General features: G+C 63.3%; 21 protein-coding genes. 10 read left to right on the top strand and 11 right to left on the bottom strand.

Going from position 1 to position 18,784, the window contains the following annotated elements; genetic code table 11:
* Nucleotides 1-5: 5 nt before the first annotated feature.
* Nucleotides 6-1,436, bottom strand: a complete 1,431-nt coding sequence (locus tag LVS58_RS01955; RefSeq protein ID WP_233689669.1) for a coniferyl aldehyde dehydrogenase — start codon at nt 1,434-1,436, stop codon at nt 6-8.
* A 151-nt stretch (nt 1,437-1,587) separates the two neighbouring features.
* Here LVS58_RS01955 and LVS58_RS01950 point away from each other — a divergent pair, with 151 nt between their 5' ends.
* Nucleotides 1,588-2,253, top strand: a complete 666-nt coding sequence (locus LVS58_RS01950; RefSeq protein ID WP_003249070.1) for a TetR/AcrR family transcriptional regulator — start codon at nt 1,588-1,590, stop codon at nt 2,251-2,253.
* A 35-nt stretch (nt 2,254-2,288) separates the two neighbouring features.
* Complete coding sequence (locus tag LVS58_RS01945) at nt 2,289-3,143, top strand: sulfurtransferase (protein WP_233689668.1); 855 nt, start codon at nt 2,289-2,291, stop codon at nt 3,141-3,143.
* A gap of 50 nt (nt 3,144-3,193) precedes the next feature.
* Here the strand turns inward: LVS58_RS01945 and LVS58_RS01940 are convergent, their stop codons facing one another.
* The 4 genes from LVS58_RS01940 to LVS58_RS01925 all read right to left on the bottom strand — a co-directional run bounded on the left by LVS58_RS01940 (nt 3,194) and on the right by LVS58_RS01925 (nt 7,767).
* Nucleotides 3,194-4,186 carry a hydrolase gene (locus LVS58_RS01940; RefSeq protein WP_233689667.1) on the bottom strand — a complete coding sequence of 331 codons (993 nt, stop codon included), beginning with the start codon at nt 4,184-4,186 and terminating at the stop codon, nt 3,194-3,196.
* 140 nt (nt 4,187-4,326) lie between these two features.
* Nucleotides 4,327-4,929 carry a 16S rRNA (guanine(966)-N(2))-methyltransferase RsmD gene (gene rsmD, locus LVS58_RS01935; protein WP_233689666.1) on the bottom strand — a complete coding sequence of 201 codons (603 nt, stop codon included), beginning with the start codon at nt 4,927-4,929 and terminating at the stop codon, nt 4,327-4,329.
* Nucleotides 4,929-6,419 (bottom strand): M16 family metallopeptidase, encoded by a 1,491-nt coding sequence (locus tag LVS58_RS01930; protein ID WP_233689665.1) that lies wholly within the window; start codon nt 6,417-6,419, stop codon nt 4,929-4,931. Before LVS58_RS01930 ends, rsmD begins: the two co-directional genes overlap by 1 nt.
* Nucleotides 6,412-7,767: a M16 family metallopeptidase gene (locus tag LVS58_RS01925; RefSeq protein ID WP_233689664.1), complete on the bottom strand. Its 1,356-nt coding sequence runs from the start codon at nt 7,765-7,767 to the stop codon at nt 6,412-6,414. Before LVS58_RS01925 ends, LVS58_RS01930 begins: the two co-directional genes overlap by 8 nt.
* Nucleotides 7,768-7,998: 231 nt before the next feature.
* On the opposite strand from LVS58_RS01925, the gene ftsY reads away from it, so the two are divergent.
* The 4 genes from ftsY (at nt 7,999) to rpoH (ending at nt 12,154) form a co-directional block, all read left to right on the top strand.
* A complete protein-coding gene (gene ftsY / locus LVS58_RS01920) occupies nt 7,999-9,492 on the top strand; it encodes a signal recognition particle-docking protein FtsY (RefSeq protein ID WP_233689663.1) in 1,494 nt (497 codons plus the stop codon).
* Between the two features lie 2 nt (nt 9,493-9,494).
* A complete protein-coding gene (gene ftsE / locus LVS58_RS01915; protein ID WP_176684769.1) occupies nt 9,495-10,166 on the top strand; it encodes a cell division ATP-binding protein FtsE in 672 nt (223 codons plus the stop codon).
* Entirely contained in the window at nt 10,163-11,188 is a 1,026-nt protein-coding gene (ftsX, locus tag LVS58_RS01910) for a permease-like cell division protein FtsX (RefSeq protein WP_233689662.1), read from the top strand. Before ftsE ends, ftsX begins: the two co-directional genes overlap by 4 nt.
* Nucleotides 11,189-11,299: 111 nt before the next feature.
* Nucleotides 11,300-12,154, top strand: a complete 855-nt coding sequence (gene rpoH, locus LVS58_RS01905) for an RNA polymerase sigma factor RpoH (protein ID WP_009684917.1) — start codon at nt 11,300-11,302, stop codon at nt 12,152-12,154.
* A gap of 220 nt (nt 12,155-12,374) precedes the next feature.
* Here rpoH and mtgA read toward each other — a convergent pair whose 3' ends face one another.
* The gene (gene mtgA, locus LVS58_RS01900) at nt 12,375-13,085 is read right to left on the bottom strand and encodes a monofunctional biosynthetic peptidoglycan transglycosylase (protein ID WP_233689661.1); all 711 of its coding nucleotides are present in this window, start codon (nt 13,083-13,085) and stop codon (nt 12,375-12,377) included.
* Nucleotides 13,086-13,150: 65 nt separating this feature from the next.
* Here mtgA and LVS58_RS01895 point away from each other — a divergent pair, with 65 nt between their 5' ends.
* The 4 genes from LVS58_RS01895 (at nt 13,151) to trmB (ending at nt 15,424) form a co-directional block, all read left to right on the top strand.
* Complete coding sequence (locus LVS58_RS01895) at nt 13,151-13,522, top strand: DUF423 domain-containing protein (RefSeq protein WP_233689660.1); 372 nt, start codon at nt 13,151-13,153, stop codon at nt 13,520-13,522.
* Nucleotides 13,523-13,624: 102 nt separating this feature from the next.
* A complete protein-coding gene (gene thiS, locus LVS58_RS01890; RefSeq protein WP_003249090.1) occupies nt 13,625-13,825 on the top strand; it encodes a sulfur carrier protein ThiS in 201 nt (66 codons plus the stop codon).
* Between the two features lie 54 nt (nt 13,826-13,879).
* On the top strand, nt 13,880-14,692 hold the full coding sequence (locus LVS58_RS01885) for a thiazole synthase (protein WP_003249091.1): 813 nt from the start codon (nt 13,880-13,882) through the stop codon (nt 14,690-14,692).
* Nucleotides 14,693-14,701: 9 nt separating this feature from the next.
* The gene (gene trmB, locus LVS58_RS01880; RefSeq protein ID WP_004575478.1) at nt 14,702-15,424 is read left to right on the top strand and encodes a tRNA (guanosine(46)-N7)-methyltransferase TrmB; all 723 of its coding nucleotides are present in this window, start codon (nt 14,702-14,704) and stop codon (nt 15,422-15,424) included.
* 178 nt (nt 15,425-15,602) lie between these two features.
* Here the strand turns inward: trmB and LVS58_RS01875 are convergent, their stop codons facing one another.
* Genes LVS58_RS01875 through metW form a run of 5 tightly spaced genes read right to left on the bottom strand, consistent with a single transcriptional unit; the run spans nt 15,603 to nt 18,781 of the window.
* Nucleotides 15,603-15,929, bottom strand: coding sequence for a DUF3392 domain-containing protein (locus LVS58_RS01875; protein ID WP_233689659.1), 327 nt, complete (start codon nt 15,927-15,929; stop codon nt 15,603-15,605).
* A gap of 9 nt (nt 15,930-15,938) precedes the next feature.
* Nucleotides 15,939-17,114, bottom strand: coding sequence for a radical SAM family heme chaperone HemW (gene hemW / locus LVS58_RS01870; protein ID WP_233689658.1), 1,176 nt, complete (start codon nt 17,112-17,114; stop codon nt 15,939-15,941).
* Entirely contained in the window at nt 17,111-17,707 is a 597-nt protein-coding gene (gene rdgB / locus LVS58_RS01865) for an RdgB/HAM1 family non-canonical purine NTP pyrophosphatase (RefSeq protein ID WP_233689657.1), read from the bottom strand. Before rdgB ends, hemW begins: the two co-directional genes overlap by 4 nt.
* The gene (locus LVS58_RS01860) at nt 17,704-18,138 is read right to left on the bottom strand and encodes a DUF4426 domain-containing protein (RefSeq protein WP_233689656.1); all 435 of its coding nucleotides are present in this window, start codon (nt 18,136-18,138) and stop codon (nt 17,704-17,706) included. The genes rdgB and LVS58_RS01860 overlap by 4 nt, the downstream gene beginning before the upstream one ends.
* A 22-nt stretch (nt 18,139-18,160) precedes the next feature.
* Nucleotides 18,161-18,781, bottom strand: a complete 621-nt coding sequence (gene metW / locus LVS58_RS01855; protein WP_003249106.1) for a methionine biosynthesis protein MetW — start codon at nt 18,779-18,781, stop codon at nt 18,161-18,163.
* Between the last annotated feature and the right edge of the window lie 3 nt (nt 18,782-18,784).

The following is an 18,784-nucleotide window of genomic DNA, read 5'->3' as shown; positions in this document are numbered from 1 at the left end:
GATCCTCAGCGGATGAACAGTTTGTAGACCAGGCGCTGCAAGGCTTTGCCATAAGGCGGGTAGATCAGCCGTGCGGCGTTGAAGCGTTGTTTGGCAAGTACCGCCTTGGCCTTGCTGAAGGTCAGGAAACCGTCCTGACCATGGTAGTGGCCCATGCCTGAAGGGCCGATGCCGCCGAAGGGCAGATCGTCCTGGGCAACATGCAACAAGGTGTCGTTCAGGCACACACCGCCGGAGTGGGTGTGACGCAGCACATGCTCCTGGGCGCGGCGGTCATAGCCAAAGAAGTACAGCGCCAGTGGGCGTGGGCGCTGGTTGATGTAGGCCAAGGCCTGGTCGATGCCGTCATAAGGCACTAGCGGCAACAGCGGACCGAAGATTTCGTCTTGCATCACCTGCATGCTGTCGTTCACGTCCAGCAGCAGGTGTGGCGGCAGGCGCCGGCCCTGAGGGGTTTCGCCTGGGTACAAGTCGAGTACTTGCGCGCCTTTGGCGCGGGCATCGTCCAGCAGGTGCTGCAAACGCTGCAACTGGCGCGGGTTGATGATGGCCGTGTAATCGGGGTTGTCGGCAATACGCGGGTACAGTCGGTGCACAGCGCGCTGGTAGGCGTCGCTGAAGGCGGGCAGCCGTTCGCGTGGCACCAGTACGTAGTCGGGGGCGACGCAGGTCTGGCCGGCGTTGAGGGTCTTGCCGAAAGCGATGCGCTCGGCGGCGCTGTCCAGCGGCACATCGTCAGAAACAATAGCGGGGGATTTGCCACCCAGCTCCAGGGTGACCGGGGTCAGGTTGTGTGCGGCAGCCTGCATCACCTGGCGGCCCACGCTGGTGGCACCGGTGAACAACAGGTGGTCGAAAGGCAGGCGGGCGAAGGCCTGGCCCATCTCGACCTCACCGAGCACAACGCTGACCAGGTCTGTGGGGAACACTCGCTCGAGCAGTTGCTGTAGGGCCAGGCCAGTCGCGGGTGTGGCCTCGCTAAGCTTGAGCATGACCCGGTTGCCGGCAGCCAGGGCGCAGGTCAACGGACCAATGGCGAGCAATAGCGGGTAGTTCCACGGCACGATGATGCCGACCACGCCCAAGGGTTGATAGCGCACCTGTGCGCTGGCCGGCTGGAACGCCAGACCGACGCGGCGTCGGCGGGGGCGCATCCAGCTTTGCAAGTGCTTTTCGGCGTGGCGCAGGCCCTGCACCGACGGTAACAGTTCGGCCAGCAAGGTCTCGTCGGCGCTGCGCCCGGCAAAATCCTGGCTGATGGCTTCGATCAGTTCTGCCTGGCTTCTCAGCAATGCTTCACGCAGGCGTTTCAGCCACTGGCGCCGCTGCGCCGCTGGTGGCAGCGGGTTACCGGCAAAGGCCAGGCGCTGGGCCGCGAACGTCGTTGCGAGGTCGAGGTCGAATTGCAGAGAGGGCAAGGCACTGGGCGAGTTCATGGTGATGTCGAGTCCGGGCCGGGGTTGCCTAGAGCCTATACTCTAATGTGTACCATGGTGCGAATTTTTCCATGTCGTTCAACGGTGCATTCCATCTGTAATACGCCGTAAGATAACCCTTTGATGAAAGCCCGCAGACTGGGAGCTGAGCATGGCCCCGCGCATGAAGACCCGAGAGCGCATCGTGCAGAACAGCCTGGAGCTGTTCAACCAGCAGGGCGAACGCAGTGTCAGTACCAACCACATTGCCGCGCACATGGAAATCTCGCCCGGCAACCTGTATTACCACTTCCCCAACAAGCAGGCGATCATCGCCCTGTTGTTCAGTCAGTACGAAGCGCTGGTGGACAGCTTTCTGCGCCCGCCGCAGGGCCGCGCGGCAACCGTGGAAGACAAGCGCTTCTACCTCAAGGCCTTGCTGGCGGCGATGTGGAACTACCGCTTCCTGCACCGTGACCTGGAGCATCTGCTGGACAGCGATGCCGAACTGGCCGCCCGTTACCGGCGTTTTTCCGAACGCTGCCTGCGCCAGGGCCAGGCGATCTACCGCGGCTTCGTCGAGGCGGGCATCCTGGCCATGGTGCCGGCGCAGATCGAGTCGCTGACCATCAACGCCTGGATCGTGCTGACATCATGGGTACGTTTTCTCAGCACCACGCGTGAACATTCCGCGCACCTGGGTGAAGAAGCCTTCAAGCGCGGCGTCTATCAGGTGCTGGTGCTGGAGCTCGGTTTCGTCACCGACAATGCCCGTCCTGCCGTGGACGCGCTGTGTCAGGAATTCCATGTACCGTTCAACCAGGCCCTGGAGCACTAGCCCAGGGCCCTAGTGCCATCGATCAGGAGATTGTCATGCCCCTTGCGCAATTGATCACCCCGCAGCAGTTGGCCGAGCGTCTGGGCTCGCCCAAGTTGGTGATCCTCGACTGCCGCTTTGCCCTCGAGGATGTGGACTATGGCCAGCGCAGCTATGCCCAGGGGCATATTGCCGGGGCGCATTTTGCCGACCTCGATCGTGACCTGAGTGGGCCGATCAGCAAGGGGCGCACCGGGCGCCACCCATTGCCCGATGCCCAGCGGCTGGTCGAACGCCTGCAAGGCTGGGGCCTGGACAATGACAGCGAGGTGGTGCTGTACGATGACGGCCCCGGCGCCTTTGCCGCTCGCGCCTGGTGGCTACTGGTCTGGCTGGGCAAGCGTAGCGGTGTGGCGATTCTCGACGGTGGCCTGAAGGCCTGGCACGCAGCGCACCTGCCGTTGAGCCTGGACCCGCCGCCCAAACGTGAGGGCACTTTCAGTGGTGAACCTGACGCGAAGCTGCTGATCGATGCCGACCATCTGGGCAAGCGCCTGGGCAGTGCAGACCTGACCTTGATCGATGCGCGTGCCTTGCCGCGTTTTCGCGGTGAAGTGGAGCCGATCGACCCGGTGGCAGGGCATATTCCCGGGGCCCAGTGCGCGGCGTTTACCGACAACCTGGGGGCTGACGGGCGTTTTTTGCCGGCGGATCAGCTTAAGCAGCGTTTTGCCGAAAAACTGGGTGGACGGGCGCCAGAGCAGTTGGTGTCTTATTGCGGGTCTGGGGTAACCGCTTGCCATAACCTGTTTGCAATGGCGCTGGCGGGGTACCCGCTGGGCAAGCTGTATGCGGGGTCGTGGAGCGAGTGGATCAACAACCCCCAGCATGCCGTGGCCACGGGCGAGTAAGCAGACCAGGTTGAATTCCTGTGGAGCGGGCAGCCTTTACGCATTCGAGGCTAGCTACCGTCCACCAACCACTGCGGAATCCGTCGTTCCAGGTAGTACCCCGGATTTCGCAGGCTGCCATCGACAAAGCCCACATGCCCACCGCGGTCATGCAGGTCGAAGCGGGTCTGTGGTGACAGTTCACGGGCCGTCGGCAGGCTGTGGCTGGACACGAAGGGGTCATCGCTGGAATGGATGATCAGCGTTGGTGTGCGGTTCTGGCCAAGGAAGAAGTGGCTGGATGAGCGGCGGTAGTAGTCATGCGCATCACGAAACCCATTGAGCGGTGCAGTGACTTTACCGTCGAAGTCCCAGAATGTGCGCAAGTTGGTGAGTTGGCCCAGGCGTTCCAGTGTCGCCAGCTGTTCATGCTGGCCCTGGTCGTGGAAGTGCCGCTGCTTGAGCTGAACATACGCCAGCATCTCGCGCATGAAATGCGCCTGATACACCTTGGAGAACCCCTGGCCGATACGGTCGGCACAGTGGTCCAGGCGAAAGGGTACCGACACTGCAACCGCCGCCTCCAGTTGGCTGGCGACGCCGCTTTCACCCAAGTATTTCAACAGTACATTGCCACCCAGCGAATAACCCACTGCATACAGCGGCGCCAGCGGGCGCTGGGCGCGAAGATGGCTGACAATTTCCGCCAGGTCTTCGCTGGCGCCGGAATGGTAGCTGCGCGGCAACAGGTTGGGCTCGCCTGAACAGCCCCGCCAGTTCACTGCCACGCTGGCCCAGCCGCGATCTTGCAGCGCTTGCTGCAAGCCCTTCACGTACGGCGAGTGAGACGAGCCGGTCAGCCCATGCAGCACAAGTACCAGTGGCGCATGGGGTTGGTGCGGGCCATGCCAGTCCAGGTCGATGAAGTCGCCGTCGGCCAGCCACAGTCGCTCGCGGTCACGCTGCAGCTCAGGCAGCTTGCGCCAGAGTGGCCCCCACAAGGTTTGCAGGTGGGGATTGGACAGGCCGATGGCCGGGCGGAATGTAGCGTTGGGGCTGGGCATGCTGGGTGGCTCATGATGTGCCCATCTAGATTGCCACGAAACAGTGCCGCAGTACCTGCGCCATTGGTGGAAGTGAAGGTCCAGCTTCAACCATGGCGCAGGTGGGGGCGGTAACTAAGTACGCCCCACCCGGTGGGTAATCAGCCCCGCTGCCAGAGTGCGTAGTGCACCTGGCCGGTCTTTTTCTCGCGGTGCAGGCGCCAGTTACCTGGCAACTGCAAGGTCGAGGGTGCCGCTTCGCTTTCGGTGTAAACCCATGCCTGCTCGCTCAACCACTGATGCTGCTCCAGCATGTTGCAGGTGTTGGTCAGCAGGTCCTGGTGGAACGGGGGGTCGAGGAACACGACATCGAACTGCTGCTTGGCCGGGCCTTGCAGGTAGCGCAGGGCGTCGGTTTGCAGAATTTGCCCGCGAGGGCAGCGCAGGATTTCGAGGTTGTTCTTCAGGTTGGCGATGGCCGCAGGGTTGCTGTCCAGCGCCACGGCGTCCTCGGCCCCACGGGACAGGGCTTCGAGCACCAAGGCACCACTGCCGGTGAAGGCGTCCAGCACGCGGGCACCCTCGATGTAGGGTGCCAGCCAGTTGAATACGGTTTCGCGTACGCGGTCAGGCGTTGGCCGCAGGCCTTCGCCATCCGGCACCGCCAGGCGGCGGCTGCGCCACTCGCCGGCGATGATGCGCAGGTGGCCCTGGCCCTTGCTTTGGCCCGCTTGCGGGCGGGCGGGAGGGGTGGATCTTGGCATTAGTGCTCCGGTACCCCGAGCGGTTGCTCGGAGGGCTTGTCAGTGGGTGCTGGCAGCGGTTTTTGTGGCACGTTCGGGCCCACGGTGACGATCACCAGTTTATCGGCTGACAGGTGTTTGTTCATGGCTGCCTTGACCTGCTCGACGGTAAGGGCCTGGGACTGTTGCATGAAGTCCTCCAGCCAGGTCAGCGGCAGGTTGTAGAAGCCGATCGCGCCCAGTTGGCCAACGATGCTGGCATTACTGGCATTGGACAGCGGGAAGCTGCCGGCCAGCTCACGCTTGGCATCGTCCAGTTCCTGTTGGGTAGGGCCCGTCTTCAGGTAGTCGGCGAGAATGCCCTGCACCAGCTTCAGCGTACCTTCGCTGAGCTCGGCACGGGTTTGCAGGTTGATCATGAACGGGCCGCGTACCTGCATCGGGCTGAATACCGAGTAAACGCCGTAGGTCAGGCCGCGCTTCTCTCGCACCTCGCTCATCAGCCGGGTACCGAAGGCGCCACCGCCAAGGATCTGGTTGCCCAGCGACAGGGCTGGCCAGTCCGGGTCCTGGCGGTCGATCCCCAGTTCGGCCAGCATCAGGTGGGTCTGCTTGGACGGGAAGTCGATGTGGGTCAGGCCGGCCTTGGCGTCTGTGGGTTGGGCTGGTGCGGCCAGTGCAGGGCCCTTGGGCAAGCCGGCAGACACTTGGGCGGCAATGTCTTCGGCCTCTGCACGGCTGAGGTCGCCGACCAGGGCGATTACCGCATTGCCGCCGGTATAGGCCTTTGCGTGGAACGCGCGCAGTTGGGCAAGGCTTATGCCTGTGATGCTCTCTGCGGTGCCGTCGCTTGGGTGAGCGTAGGGGTGGTCGCCATAGAGCTTGCCGAAAAGGGCCTTGCCGGCGATCTTGCCGGGGTTCTGCTTCTCATATTCGAAGCCAGCCAGCATCTGGTTCTTGATGCGTTTGAGGGCATCCTCGGGGAACGTCGGCTTGCCCGCCACCTCTGTAAACAGTTTGAGGGCCGGTTCGCGCTTGTCCTTGGTACTGAGGCTGCGCAGCGAGGCGACGGCCATGTCGCGGTAAGAGCCGTTGCCGAAGTCTGCGCCCAGGCCTTCGAAGCCCTCGGCGATGGCGGTGACGTCCTTGCCGGCCACGCCCTCGTTGAGCATGGCGTTGGTCAGCGCGGCCAGGCCTGGCGTGTCGCCGTCCTGGCTGCTGCCGGCAGCGAAGGTGACGCGCAGGTCGAACATGGGCAGTTCGCGGGCCTCGACGAACAGCACCCGGGCACCTTCGGCGGTGTTCCAGTGCTGGATGTTCAACTGACGCCGGCTGGGTGCCTTGCCATTCAGTTCGGCCAGCGACTGCAAGGTGTTGGCCGGGCGGGCTGCGCTGCTGTCGGCCTTGGCAGCGTTATCGGCCATGGCCGGAGCGGCCAGCACTGCCGCCAGCGCCAGGGCACGAATGCCCGTGGCCAGCAGGGTTGGGCGTGGTGCGCGGCGATCACTCATGAGCGGACTCCTCGGGCAGTACATGGGCAACGCTCAGGCGTTCGCGGGTGAAGTAGGTGCGCGCGGCGCTCTGGATGTCCTGCGGGGTGACGCGCTTGAGCTCGTCCAGTTCGCTGTCGATGAGCTTCCAGGACAGGCCGACGGTTTCCAGCTGGCCGATGGTGGTGGCCTGGCTGCTGATGGAGTCGCGGTCGTAGACGAGGCCGGCGATGACCTGGGCGCGTACGCGTTCCAGCTCCTCGGCGCTGGGCGGCGTGCTCTTGAGTTCGTCAAGCAGCTGCCAGATGCCTTTCTCGACGTCGGCGAGGGTTTTCTGCTTCTGCACATTCGGCGTCGCCGAGATCAGGAACAGACTGTCGCCGCGGGTGAAGGCGTTATAGCTGGACGACGCGCCGGCCACCAGTTCCTGGCCACGCTCCAGGCGGGCCGGCATGCGGGCGCTGTAGCCGCCGTCGAGCAGTGCCGAGATCAGGCGCAGGGCATGCACTGTTCGAGGGTCCTTGGCGGTTGGCAGGCCGGGCACGTTGAAGCCATAGATCAGGCTTGGCAGCTGGGTTCGTACGTGCAGGGTCAACTGGCGCCAACCCGGTTCGGCCAGCTCCAGAGGCAGCTTGGCTGGCGGTACGGCGCGTTTGGGGATATTGCCGAAGTACTTCTGCGCAAGGCCCTTGACCTCGGCGGCGGTGACATCACCGACCACCACCAGGGTGGCGTTGTTGGGGGCGTACCAGGACTCGTACCAGTGGCGCAGTTCCTCGACCTTCATGCGTTCCAGGTCGGCCATCCAACCAATGGTCGGCGTGTGGTAGCCGCTGGCCGGGTAGGCCATGGCGCGGAACAGCTCGAATGCCTTGGCATTGGGCTGGTCGTCGGTGCGCAGGCGGCGTTCTTCCTTGATGACCTCGATTTCGCGGCTGAACTCGTCGGCAGGCAGGCGCAGGCTGGCAAGGCGGTCAGCCTCCAGCTCCAGGGCTACCGGCAGGCGGTCGCGGGCCAGCACTTGATAATAGGCGGTGTAGTCGTCGCTGGTGAAGGCGTTTTCATCGGCGCCGAGGTCACGCAGAATGCGCGAGGCCTCGCCGGGGCCGACCTTGGCGCTGCCCTTGAACATCATGTGTTCCAGCGCATGGGACAAGCCGGTCTGGCCCGGGGTCTCGTAGCTGGAGCCGACCTTGTACCAGATCTGCGAGACCACCACCGGGGCGCGATGGTCTTCGCGGACCACGACCTTCAGGCCATTGTCGAGGATGAATTCGTGGGTGGGTTGCACATCGGCGGCGAAGGCCGCCAGCGGCAGGCAGAGCGTGCCGAGCAACAGGCCAGCGGCGCGGCGGGCTAGAGCGTTCATACGGTGTTTAACCTGTTCGGCGGCCCGCTGGGTTTAGCGTCGGCGGGCCAGGAGGTGCTAGGATACTGATCCGGTTGCCTGGCGACCATGCCTGTCGCCGTTCTGGCCCACAGGACACTAAGTCAAAACGTTGCGCATGAACCAGCCGGCTTCAAGATAGTCTGTTCTGCGTAGAGAGAATTCCCGATTGGCCATAGCTGGCCTATCGCTACCCTGAGATAGCCGTCTTCCATGTTTGGTTCCAACGACGACAAAAAAGCGCCGGCCGAGGCTGGTGAGAAGAAAGGCCTGTTCAGCTGGTTTCGCAAGAAGCCGCAGCAACCTGCGGGAGCGGGCGTGCCCGCGGATGAAGCCCCCGCTGTCGAGCCGTCTGCAGCCGCTCCGGTCGAGGGCTCTGCCGCTGAAGCGCCACAGGCCCCCGCACCCGTTCAGGCCCCTGCTGCCCCCCAGCTGGCTGAGCCGCAGCCGGTCGCCGCACCCGTCCGGCCCCCGGTAGTCGAGGCCCCCATCCCTGAACCGGTTGCGTCCCAGCCATTGCAGGCGCCTGAGCCCGAGCCGGTTGCATCCCGGCCGCTGGTGGCACCTGCACCGCAGCCGATCGCGTCCATGCCCTTGCAGGCAGCCCCTGTCGAGTCTGCCCCTGTCGAGGCCGCCACGCCGGTCAGCAACCTGGTGCTGCCGGTTGCCGAAGAGCCCGTGGCCCTGGTGCCGGACCTGGAGCCGAAAGCACCGCCCGCAATCCCGGAACGCGCGGTACCCGTCCCGGCAGCCCCTGTTGCTGCACCCGTCGAACAGGCCAAGCCCGGCTTCTTCGCGCGCCTCAAGCAAGGCCTGTCCAAGACCAGTGCCAGCATCGGCGAGGGCATGGCCAGCCTGTTCCTCGGCAAGAAGGTCATCGACGACGACCTGCTCGACGAAATCGAGACGCGCCTGCTGACTGCCGACGTGGGTGTGGAAGCTACCTCGGCCATTGTCCAGAACCTGACCCAGAAGGTCGCGCGCAAGCAGTTGGCCGATGCCGATGCCCTGTACAAATCGTTGCAGGAAGAACTGGCTGCGCTGCTGCGACCGGTCGAGCAGCCGCTGAACGTACAGGCCCAGAACAAACCCTATGTGATCCTTGTGGTTGGCGTGAACGGCGCCGGCAAGACCACCACTATTGGCAAACTGGCGAAAAAGCTGCAACTGGAAGGCAAGAAGGTGATGCTGGCTGCCGGTGATACCTTCCGCGCCGCCGCGGTCGAGCAGTTGCAGGTGTGGGGTGAGCGTAACCAGATTCCGGTGATCGCCCAGCACACGGGGGCCGATTCTGCTTCGGTAATCTTCGACGCCGTGCAGGCCGCCAAGGCCCGTGGTGTTGACGTGCTGATCGCCGACACTGCCGGCCGCCTGCACACCAAAGACAACCTGATGGAAGAGCTGAAGAAGGTCCGCCGGGTCATCGGCAAGCTCGACGCTGAGGCGCCGCACGAGGTGCTGCTGGTGCTTGACGCCGGCACCGGCCAGAACGCCATCAGTCAGGCCAAGTACTTCAACCAGAGCGTCGAGCTGACCGGCCTGGCCCTGACCAAGCTGGACGGCACTGCCAAGGGCGGGGTGATCTTTGCCCTGGCCAAGCAGTTCAACATCCCGATCCGCTTCATCGGCGTCGGTGAAGGCATCGACGACCTGCGTACCTTCGAAGCCGAGCCGTTCGTCAAGGCTCTGTTCGCCGAGCGAGATTGACCATGATCCGATTCGAGCAGGTTGCCAAGCGCTATCCCAACGGTCATGTGGGGTTGCATGAGCTGAGTTTCCGGGCGCGCCGGGGCGAATTCCTGTTCGTCACCGGTCACTCGGGCGCTGGCAAGAGCACCTTGCTGCGCCTGTTGCTGGCCATGGAGCGCCCGACCAGCGGCAAGCTGATGCTGGCAGGGCAGGACCTGGGCCAGATCAGCAATGCGCAAATCCCGTTCCTGCGCCGGCAAATCGGCGTGGTGTTCCAGAACCACCAGCTGTTGTTCGACCGCACCGTGTTCAACAACATTGCCTTGCCGCTGCAGATTCTCGGCCTGTCCAAGCTCGAGATCGCCAAGCGCGTGGACTCGGCGCTGGAGCGCGTGTCGCTGTCCGACAAGGGCGAGCTGTTTCCGGCCGACCTTTCAACCGGGCAGCAGCAGCGCGTGGGTATCGCCCGCGCCATCGTGCACCAGCCGGCTCTGCTGCTGGCCGACGAGCCCACCGGTAACCTCGACCCGCGCCTGGCTGCAGAGATCATGGGCGTGTTCGAGGACATCAACCGCCTGGGCACGACGGTATTGATCGCCAGTCACGACCTGGCATTGATCGCGCGCATGCGCCACCGCATGCTGACCTTGCAACGCGGCCGCTTGATCGGCGATGGGGAGGCCGGGCAATGAGCACGACACGTACGCCAAAGGTTTCCGAGCGGGTCGCACCGAAACCGGCCGATCCGCAACCTGCGAAGAAAAAACGCGGTGAAGACGATGATGGCCCCGACTTCCGCACCCTGCTGCATGCCTGGCTGGAAAGCCACCGTGCCAGCTTGGCCGACAGCCTGCGCCGCCTGGGCAAGCAGCCAATCGGTAGCTTCTTCACTTGCCTGGTCATGGCCGTGGCGCTGAGCATGCCGATGGGCCTGTCCTTGTTGCTGAAAAACGTCGAGCAGCTTGGCGGTTCGTGGCAGCGCGCTGCGCAGATTTCGCTGTACCTCAAGCTTGATGCCGGCAGCCGCGATGGCGAAGCGCTGCGCGACGAGATCAAGGGCATGCCTGGCGTGGCGGACGCCCAGTATGTCAGCCCCGAGCAGGCCCTGGAGGAGTTCCAGCAGCAGTCCGGCCTGGGCGAGGCCTTGCGCGAACTGCCAGACAATCCACTGCCGGGTGTGGTGGTGGTAACCCCGACCGAGGTCGACAAGCCGGCCCTGGACGCCTTGCGTCAGCGCCTGTCGGAGCTGCCGCGGGTTGATGTGGCGCAACTGGACCTGGTCTGGGTCGAGCGCCTGGCAGCCATCCTCAAGCTGGGTGACCGCTTCGTCTTCGGCCTGGCCGTGATGCTGATTTCTGCCCTGCTGTTAGTAATCGGTAACACAATTCGTCTACACATTGAAAACCGTCGTATCGAGATCGAAGTGATCAAGCTGGTCGGCGGCACCGACGCCTACGTGCGCCGGCCGTTCCTGTACATGGGCGCCCTGTATGGCCTGGGCGCAGGCCTGCTGGCGTGGGGCATCCTGGCATTTGGCCTGAACTGGCTGAACGAGGCGGTGGTAGGGCTTTCCGGGCTGTATGGCAGTGACTTCGCCCTGGGCGGCGTTCCAGCTTCCGATGGTCTGTCGCTCTTGATCGGAGCAGTGTTGTTGGGGTATATCGGTGCATGGATTGCAGTCGCCCGCCACTTGAACGAGCTGGCGCCGCGATAGTTTTTACGTGCCAGCATTGACATTTTCTTCACTGCGGAACTTGTACCGTCGTCCCAGGTCAATGTTGGCAGCGCCCACAAGGTGCGAGTTTTGTAAGTCGGAGGTTCTTGAATGACCACATCGTTGCAACCTGCCTATGCCCTGGTACCCGGTGCAAACCTGGAAGCCTATGTGCACACGGTCAACAGCATCCCGCTGCTGACGGTCGAGCAGGAGCGTGATCTGGGCGAGCGTCTCTATTATCAGCAGGATGTCGAGGCCGCTCGTCAGATGGTGATGGCCCACCTGCGTTTTGTCGTACATATCGCCCGTAGTTATGCCGGCTACGGGTTGGCACAGGCTGACCTGATCCAGGAAGGCAATGTCGGCCTGATGAAAGCCGTCAAGCGCTTCAACCCGGAAATGGGCGTGCGCCTGGTGTCGTTCGCCGTGCACTGGATCAAGGCAGAGATCCACGAGTTCATTCTGCGCAACTGGCGCATCGTCAAGGTGGCGACCACCAAGGCTCAGCGCAAGCTGTTCTTCAACCTGCGAAGCCAGAAGAAGCGCCTGGCATGGCTGAACAACGACGAAGTGCATCGCGTGGCGGAAAGCCTTGGCGTCGAGCCGCGCGAGGTGCGCGAGATGGAAAGCCGCCTCAGCGGCCAGGACATGGCCTTTGACCCGGCAGCGGAAGCTGACGACGACAGTGCCTTCCAGTCGCCTGCGCATTACCTGGAAGACCACCGTTACGATCCGGCGGTGCAGCTGGAGGATGCCGACTGGAGTGACAACTCCACCAGCAACCTGCACGAAGCGCTGCAAGGTCTGGACGAGCGTAGCCGCGACATTCTCTATCAGCGTTGGCTGGCGGAAGAGAAGGCTACGTTGCATGAGCTGGCAGACAAGTACAGCGTATCGGCTGAGCGTATTCGCCAGCTGGAGAAGAATGCGATGAACAAGGTCAAGGCACTGATCGCTGCCTGATCGAGTCATGGTTGAAGAAAAGCCGCTGGCCCTGATGGGGCGAGCGGCTTTTTTATTTGTGCTGGCTTTGCTGGCCTCTTCGCGGGTAAACCCGCTCCTACAGGGGGTGCGGTTGCCCGTAGGCGCGCGTTTGCCCGTAGGGGCGGATTTGCCCGCGAGGAGGCCGGGCGCGCGGTTGCCCGTAGGAGCGGGTTTACCCGCAAAAGGGCCGGGCCTGCATTCAAAGATTTCTGGAAGATTCGAGCTGCATCAGGTAGCTGGGCCCGCCCAACTGGCTCATCTGCCGCCGAATCCAGCCGGCCCGGCTGGCCACATAGGCACTCGGCCGGCTGGCACTCCATTTGATCGGGCTAGGCAGCACCGCAGCCAGCTGCGCCGCCTGCTGGCGGCTGAGCCGGCTGGCGTCGACACCAAAGTGATAACGCGCCGCCGCCTGGGCACCAAACACGCCCTTGCCCCACTCGGCGCTGTTCAAATAGACCTCGAGAATGCGCTCCTTCGACCAGAACAGCTCAATCAGTGCGGTGAACCAGGCCTCCAGCCCCTTGCGAAACCAGCTGCGGCCTGACCACAGAAACAGGTTCTTGGCCACTTGTTGGGTCAGGGTGCTGGCCCCGCGAATGTTGCCACCGCGCTCGTTGTGGGCCAGCGCCGCCTGAATGGCCGGGAGGTCGAAGCCCCAGTGGTTGGCGAACTTCTGGTCCTCGCCAGCAATGACAGCAACCTTGAGCTCATCGGAGATGTTCTCCCATGGCTCCCAGTCGCGCTGCAGGTCGATCGGTTCACCATTGACCCAAGACTGTACCTTGCGCTCGACCATCAGCGCCGTGCCGGGCGGTGGTACCCAGCGGAACGCCAGCACCAGCACGATGCTGCCGGCAACGAACCAGAGCAGGGCGCGGGAGAGGCGACGGATAAGCGTTGACAGCATGTCGATGGCTTGGCCCTAAGGGTGGGAAGGGGCCATTATACAGACCCGATACAAGGAGTCGTGCCATGCTTCGCAGCTTCCTGATGCTTGCCGCCTTTTTTGGCTTTACCGGTGTCGCCCTGGGCGCCTTCGCCGCTCACGGTCTGAAAAACCGGCTGACGGCTGACTACCTGGCGATCTTCCATACCGGCGTGACTTACCAACTGGTCCATGCCTTGGCGATCTTCGGCGTTGCGGTGCTCTCGGCGCACCTGCCCGGGCGCCTGGTCGGGTGGGCTGGCTGCCTGTTTGCGGTGGGCATCGTGCTGTTCTCCGGCAGCCTGTACCTGCTGACCCTCAGCGGCCTTGGCAAGCTTGGCATGATCACCCCGATCGGTGGCTTGTGCTTCCTCGTCGGCTGGCTGTGCCTGGGCCTGGCAGCCTGGCGGTTGGGCTGACCGAGTGGTCCACAATCACGACTAATGGCGCGCACCGCCCTTGGGTTGCAGGGCGGTTCGGCGCTAGAATGCTGGCCCCAAAGAACAATGGTGGCCGTGCGCATGCGCATTAAATTGAACGGTGAACCTTACGAACTGCCTGCCGGCGAAAGCGTTGCAGCCCTGCTGGCACGCCTGGAGCTGACCGGGCGCCGTGTTGCAGTGGAACTGAACCTGGATATCGTGCCGCGTAGCCAGCACGACAGCACGCTGCTCAATGACGGCGACCAGGTCGAAGTGGTCCACGCCATCGGTGGCGGCTGACAGCAGCCCAGCGGTTCACAAGCAAGCCCTGCAACCTTTTCCCGAGGAACAACGATGAGCAACGTTCGTAGCGACAAGCCCTTCACCCTGGCCGGGCGTACTTTCCAGTCGCGCCTGCTGGTCGGTACCGGCAAGTACCGTGACATGGAAGAAACCCGCCTGGCCACCGAGGCCTCGGGTGCCGAAATCGTCACTGTCGCTGTGCGCCGCACCAACCTTGGCCAGAACGCGGGCGAGCCGAACCTGCTCGATGTACTGTCGCCCGACAAGTACACCATCCTGCCGAACACAGCAGGCTGCTTTGACGCGGTGGAAGCGGTACGCACTTGCCGTCTGGCCCGCGAACTGCTCGATGGCCGCAAATCGCACGAGTCGCGGACGCTGGTGAAGCTGGAAGTGCTGGCCGACCAGAAAACCCTGTTCCCCAACGTGATCGAAACTCTCAAGGCAGCCGAAGTGCTGGTCAAGGAAGGTTTCGATGTAATGGTCTACACCAGCGACGACCCGATCATCGCCCGTCAGCTGGCCGAAGTCGGCTGCATTGCGGTCATGCCGCTGGCTGGCCTGATTGGCACCGGCCTGGGTATCTGCAACCCCTACAACCTGCAGATCATCCTGGAAGAATCCAAGGTGCCGGTGCTGGTCGATGCTGGCGTGGGTACCGCATCCGACGCCACCATCGCCATGGAAATGGGCTGTGAGGCAGTGCTGATGAACTCGGCCATCGCTCACGCCCAGCAGCCGGTGTTGATGGCTGAGGCCATGAAACACGCCATTGTCGCGGGTCGCATGGCCTACCTGGCCGGTCGTATGCCGAAGAAACTCTATGCCAGCGCCTCTTCGCCGCTGGATGGTCTGATCAAGTAAGAGCAACTGATGACTGAATCGCACGATACGCCGATCACCCCTGACGGCGAAGCCCGCCCACACCGCCGCATCAAGAGCTTCGTGATGCGTGCCGGGCGCATGACCGAAGGCCAGCAACGCGGCCTGGACCAAGGCGGCCCGCTGTACATCCTGCCACTGGCTGACAGCCCGGTGGACTACGACCAGGTGTTCGGCCGTTCGGCCCCGCGCACCTTGGAGATCGGCTTCGGCATGGGCCATTCCCTGCTGGAAATGGCGGCTGCCGCACCTGAGCAGGACTTTATCGGTGTGGAGGTGCACCGCCCGGGTGTTGGCGCGCTGCTCAATGGCGTGCTGACCCAGGGGCTGAAAAACCTGCGGGTGTATGACTGCGATGCGATCGAGGTGCTGAACCGCTGCGTGGCGGATAACAGCCTTGATCGGTTGATGCTGTTCTTCCCAGACCCTTGGCACAAGGCGCGTCACCACAAGCGCCGCATCGTTCAGCTGGAGTTCGCCGAGCTGGTACGTCGCAAGCTCAAGCCTGGTGGTGTGTTCCACATGGCCACCGATTGGGAGCCGTATGCCGAGTACATGCTGGAAGTGATGAGCGCTGCCCCGGGCTATCGCAACCGTGCGGCAGACGGAACCTATGTGCCGCGCCCTGAAGAGCGCCCGATCACCAAGTTCGAACGCCGCGGTGAGCGGCTGGGGCATGGGGTGTGGGACTTGAAGTTCGAGAAGGTGGATTGATCGGCTGATACGGCCTTTCGATAAAACCGCCCTGAAAAGGGCGGTTTTTTCTTTGTAGGAGCGGGTTTACCCGCGAATACGGTAGCGGCGGCAACGGTGAACGACGGGTGGAGACTGGCCAGCAGGGCCGGCCTCTTCGCGGGTGAACCCGCTCCTACAGGGGCCCGGGGTCATTCGCTCAGCCGCGGCGATCCGCCACCACACCAATCAATACCAGCACCACCAGCAACACAGGCGCCAGCGCATAGTTGTTGAACTGGCTCAGTCCCTTCACCACCCACGGTGTGGCATAGATCAGCGCAGCACCGCTGCCGACCATTACCATCAGCGCCATGAACGGCACGCGCAGGGCGCCTGCGAGGCCGCCCAGGCGTTGCTCGGCCCAGGTTTTGACATCGGTGCCAAACAGCACCAGCAGGCAGCCTACCAAGGCCAGTGAAATCTCCGACAGATTGCTGCGGCTCCAGCGGGAAACCGTCGCGAGCAGATCAAGTACCAGATCCATGGGTCATCCTTAGTTCAAGAAATACTGCAGCAGGTCATTGAGGAACAACTGGCCTCTTGGCGTGGCTACCAGTCGATCCGGTTCGACCTGCAAAAGGCCCTTTTGTTCGGCGGCGCGGCGTGCTTGCTGCAGCTGTGCCAGTGGCAAGCCGGTGCGTTGGGTGAACAGTTCGGCCTCCACGCCATCGGTCAGGCGCAGGGCGTTCATCAGGAACTCGAACGGCAGTTCATCGACTGGCAGCAGCTTCTCGCCGGCCTTGAATGGCTTGGCCAGGTTCAGGTAATCCTTGGGTAGGCGAGTCTTCCAGGTACGCAGGATGCGCCCGTCAGCGAAGGTGAGCTTGCCGTGAGCGCCGGCGCCAATGCCGATGAAGTCGCCGAAGCGCCAGTAGTTGAGGTTGTGCCGGGCTGCGCGGCCTGCCTGGGCGTAGGCTGATACCTCGTACTGGCGGTAGCCATGTTCGGCCATCAGCGCTTGGCCGGCTTCCTGTATTTCCCAAAGGATGTCGTCTTCGGGCAGCTCTGGCGGCTGGTTCCAGAACACCGTGTTCGGCTCCACAGTCAGCTGATACCACGACAGGTGTGTCGGCCCCAGATCGATGGCCTGGCGCAGGTCACCCAGCGCGTCGTCCAGCGACTGGTCGGGCAGGCCGTGCATCAGGTCCATGTTGAAGTTGTCGAAACCGGCCGCGCGCGCCATGCCGGCGGCCCGAACTGCTTCGTCGCCATTGTGGATGCGCCCCAGTGCCTCCAGCTTGGCTGGCTGGAAGCTCTGCACACCGATCGAAAGACGGTTGATGCCGGTCTGCCGGTAGGCCTTGAACTTGTCCTGCTCGAAGGTGCCCGGGTTGGCTTCCAGGGTGATCTCGATGTCTGGCGCGAACGGTATACGTTGCTCTATGCCACGCAGGAGCCGACCAAGGGCGTTGGCACTGAACAGGCTTGGCGTACCGCCACCGAAGAAGATCGAGCTGATCGGGCGACCTTGTACGGCAGCCAGTTCCTGGTCGAGGTCATCGAGCAGGGCTGTGACGTAGGCATCTTCCGGTAGCTCAGGCCCGGCAGCGTGGGAGTTGAAGTCGCAATAAGGGCATTTGCGTACGCACCACGGAATGTGGATGTACAACGCCAGCGGCGGCAGGCTGCTAAAGCCTGCCGCGCCGGGGGGTGACAGCATTTCGATCATGCCAGGCCCAGACGTTTGCGCAGCAGGGCCATGGCACGGGCGCGGTGGCTGAGCTGGTTCTTGTCTGCTGGGGCCAGCTCGGCGCTGGAGCAGTTGCGCTCCGGTACCCAGAACAGCGGATCGTAGCCAAAGCCATGCTCGCCGCTGGCCGCGAACAGGATGCGCCCGTGCCACAGGCCTTCGCACAGGATCGGCAGCGGGTCGTCGGCGTGGCGCACCAGCGCCAGAACGCAGACGAACTGTGCACTGCGCTCAGCTTCAGGCACGTCTTGCAAGGCCTCGAGCAACTTGGCGTTGTTTGCCGCGTCACCTTTGCCATCGGCATAGCGTGCCGAGTAGATGCCCGGCGCGCCGCCGAGGAAGTCCACCGCCAGGCCAGAGTCATCGGCCAGGGCCGGCAGGCCGGAAATGCGAGCGGCATTGCGCGCCTTGAGGATGGCGTTCTCGACGAACGACAGGCCGGTTTCTTCCGGTTCCACCTGGCTGAACTCACCAATCGAGCGCAGCTGCACGGAATGGCCAAGCATGGCCTGGAGTTCCTTCAGTTTGCCGGCGTTGTGGCTGGCCAATACGAGTTGCTGGAAATTCATCATTCGCCTGGGAACACTTCCTGGTTGAAGCTGAGAGAGTTGCTGATGCCGCCGGTTTCGATGTTCAGGTCGAAGGTGACGGTTTCGGGCTGGTCGATCTTGAACTGGGCGATGTAGTACACCGCGCCCTGTTCGGTAATCTGCTTGAACGACAGCGGGCTGCTGCGCCCGGTCAGGTCCTTGACCGTGCCGCTGATCACCGCTGTGGCAGGTTTGCTGGCCTTGAGCACGGCAATGTTGAGCACGCCCTGGTTCTTGCTGCGAACCAGGCCGGTGGCCGCGGCCACCTCGGGTGTGAGCATGCTCGAGGTGAATGCGCTGTAGTGCACCGTCACGTCGCCAAATACCTCCTTGCGCTCGGGGCGTGCGGCATCGGCAGCCAAGACTGGCAGGGCCAGGCACAGGCTGATCAGGAACAGGGCTAGGCGACGCATGGGGCGATTCCTCCGGTGGGCGTCAGACCGCGAGCTGGTGCTCTTGCAGGCCCGGACTGCTGACGCGGTAGATGCCGATCTCACCTAGAAGATTAGGCCATAGCCGGCCACCCCACCCGTTGCGGTGCAAGTGGTCGACCGCCAGGCGGTCGAGTACCTTGGCTCGGCGTTCGTGCACAAGTTCTTCGAAGTCGGCAAAGGTGCAGAAGTGGATGTTCGGCGTGTTGTACCAGGTATAGGGCATGAAGTCCGATACCGGCATGCGGCCTTTGGTCGCCAGGTACCAGCGGCAGCGCCAGTGGCCGAAATTTGGGAAGGTGATGATGCACTGACGGCCCACGCGCAGCATTTCGTCGAGGATGCGGTCGGGGTATTCCACCGCCTGAAGGGCTTGGGTCATTATCACCACGTCGAAGCTGTTGCTGGCGAAGTTGCCCAGGCCTTTGTCCAGGTCTTGTTCGATGACGTTGACGCCCTTGGCCACGCAGGCGGCGATATTGTCGGCGTCGATTTCCAGGCCATAGCCGGTGACCTGTTTGCGGTCACGCAGCGAGGCCAGCAGTTCGCCGCTACCGCAGCCCAGGTCGAGTACCCGGCTGCCGGCGGGGATCCAGTCGTGGATGATTTCCAGATCGGCTCTCATGCT

It is taken from the genome of Pseudomonas sp. JR33AA (assembly GCF_021378985.1).
GTDB lineage: Bacteria > Pseudomonadota > Gammaproteobacteria > Pseudomonadales > Pseudomonadaceae > Aquipseudomonas > Aquipseudomonas alloputida.
Note: the sequence above shows the minus strand (reverse complement) of the source record. Positions and strands in the feature narration are given on the sequence as shown.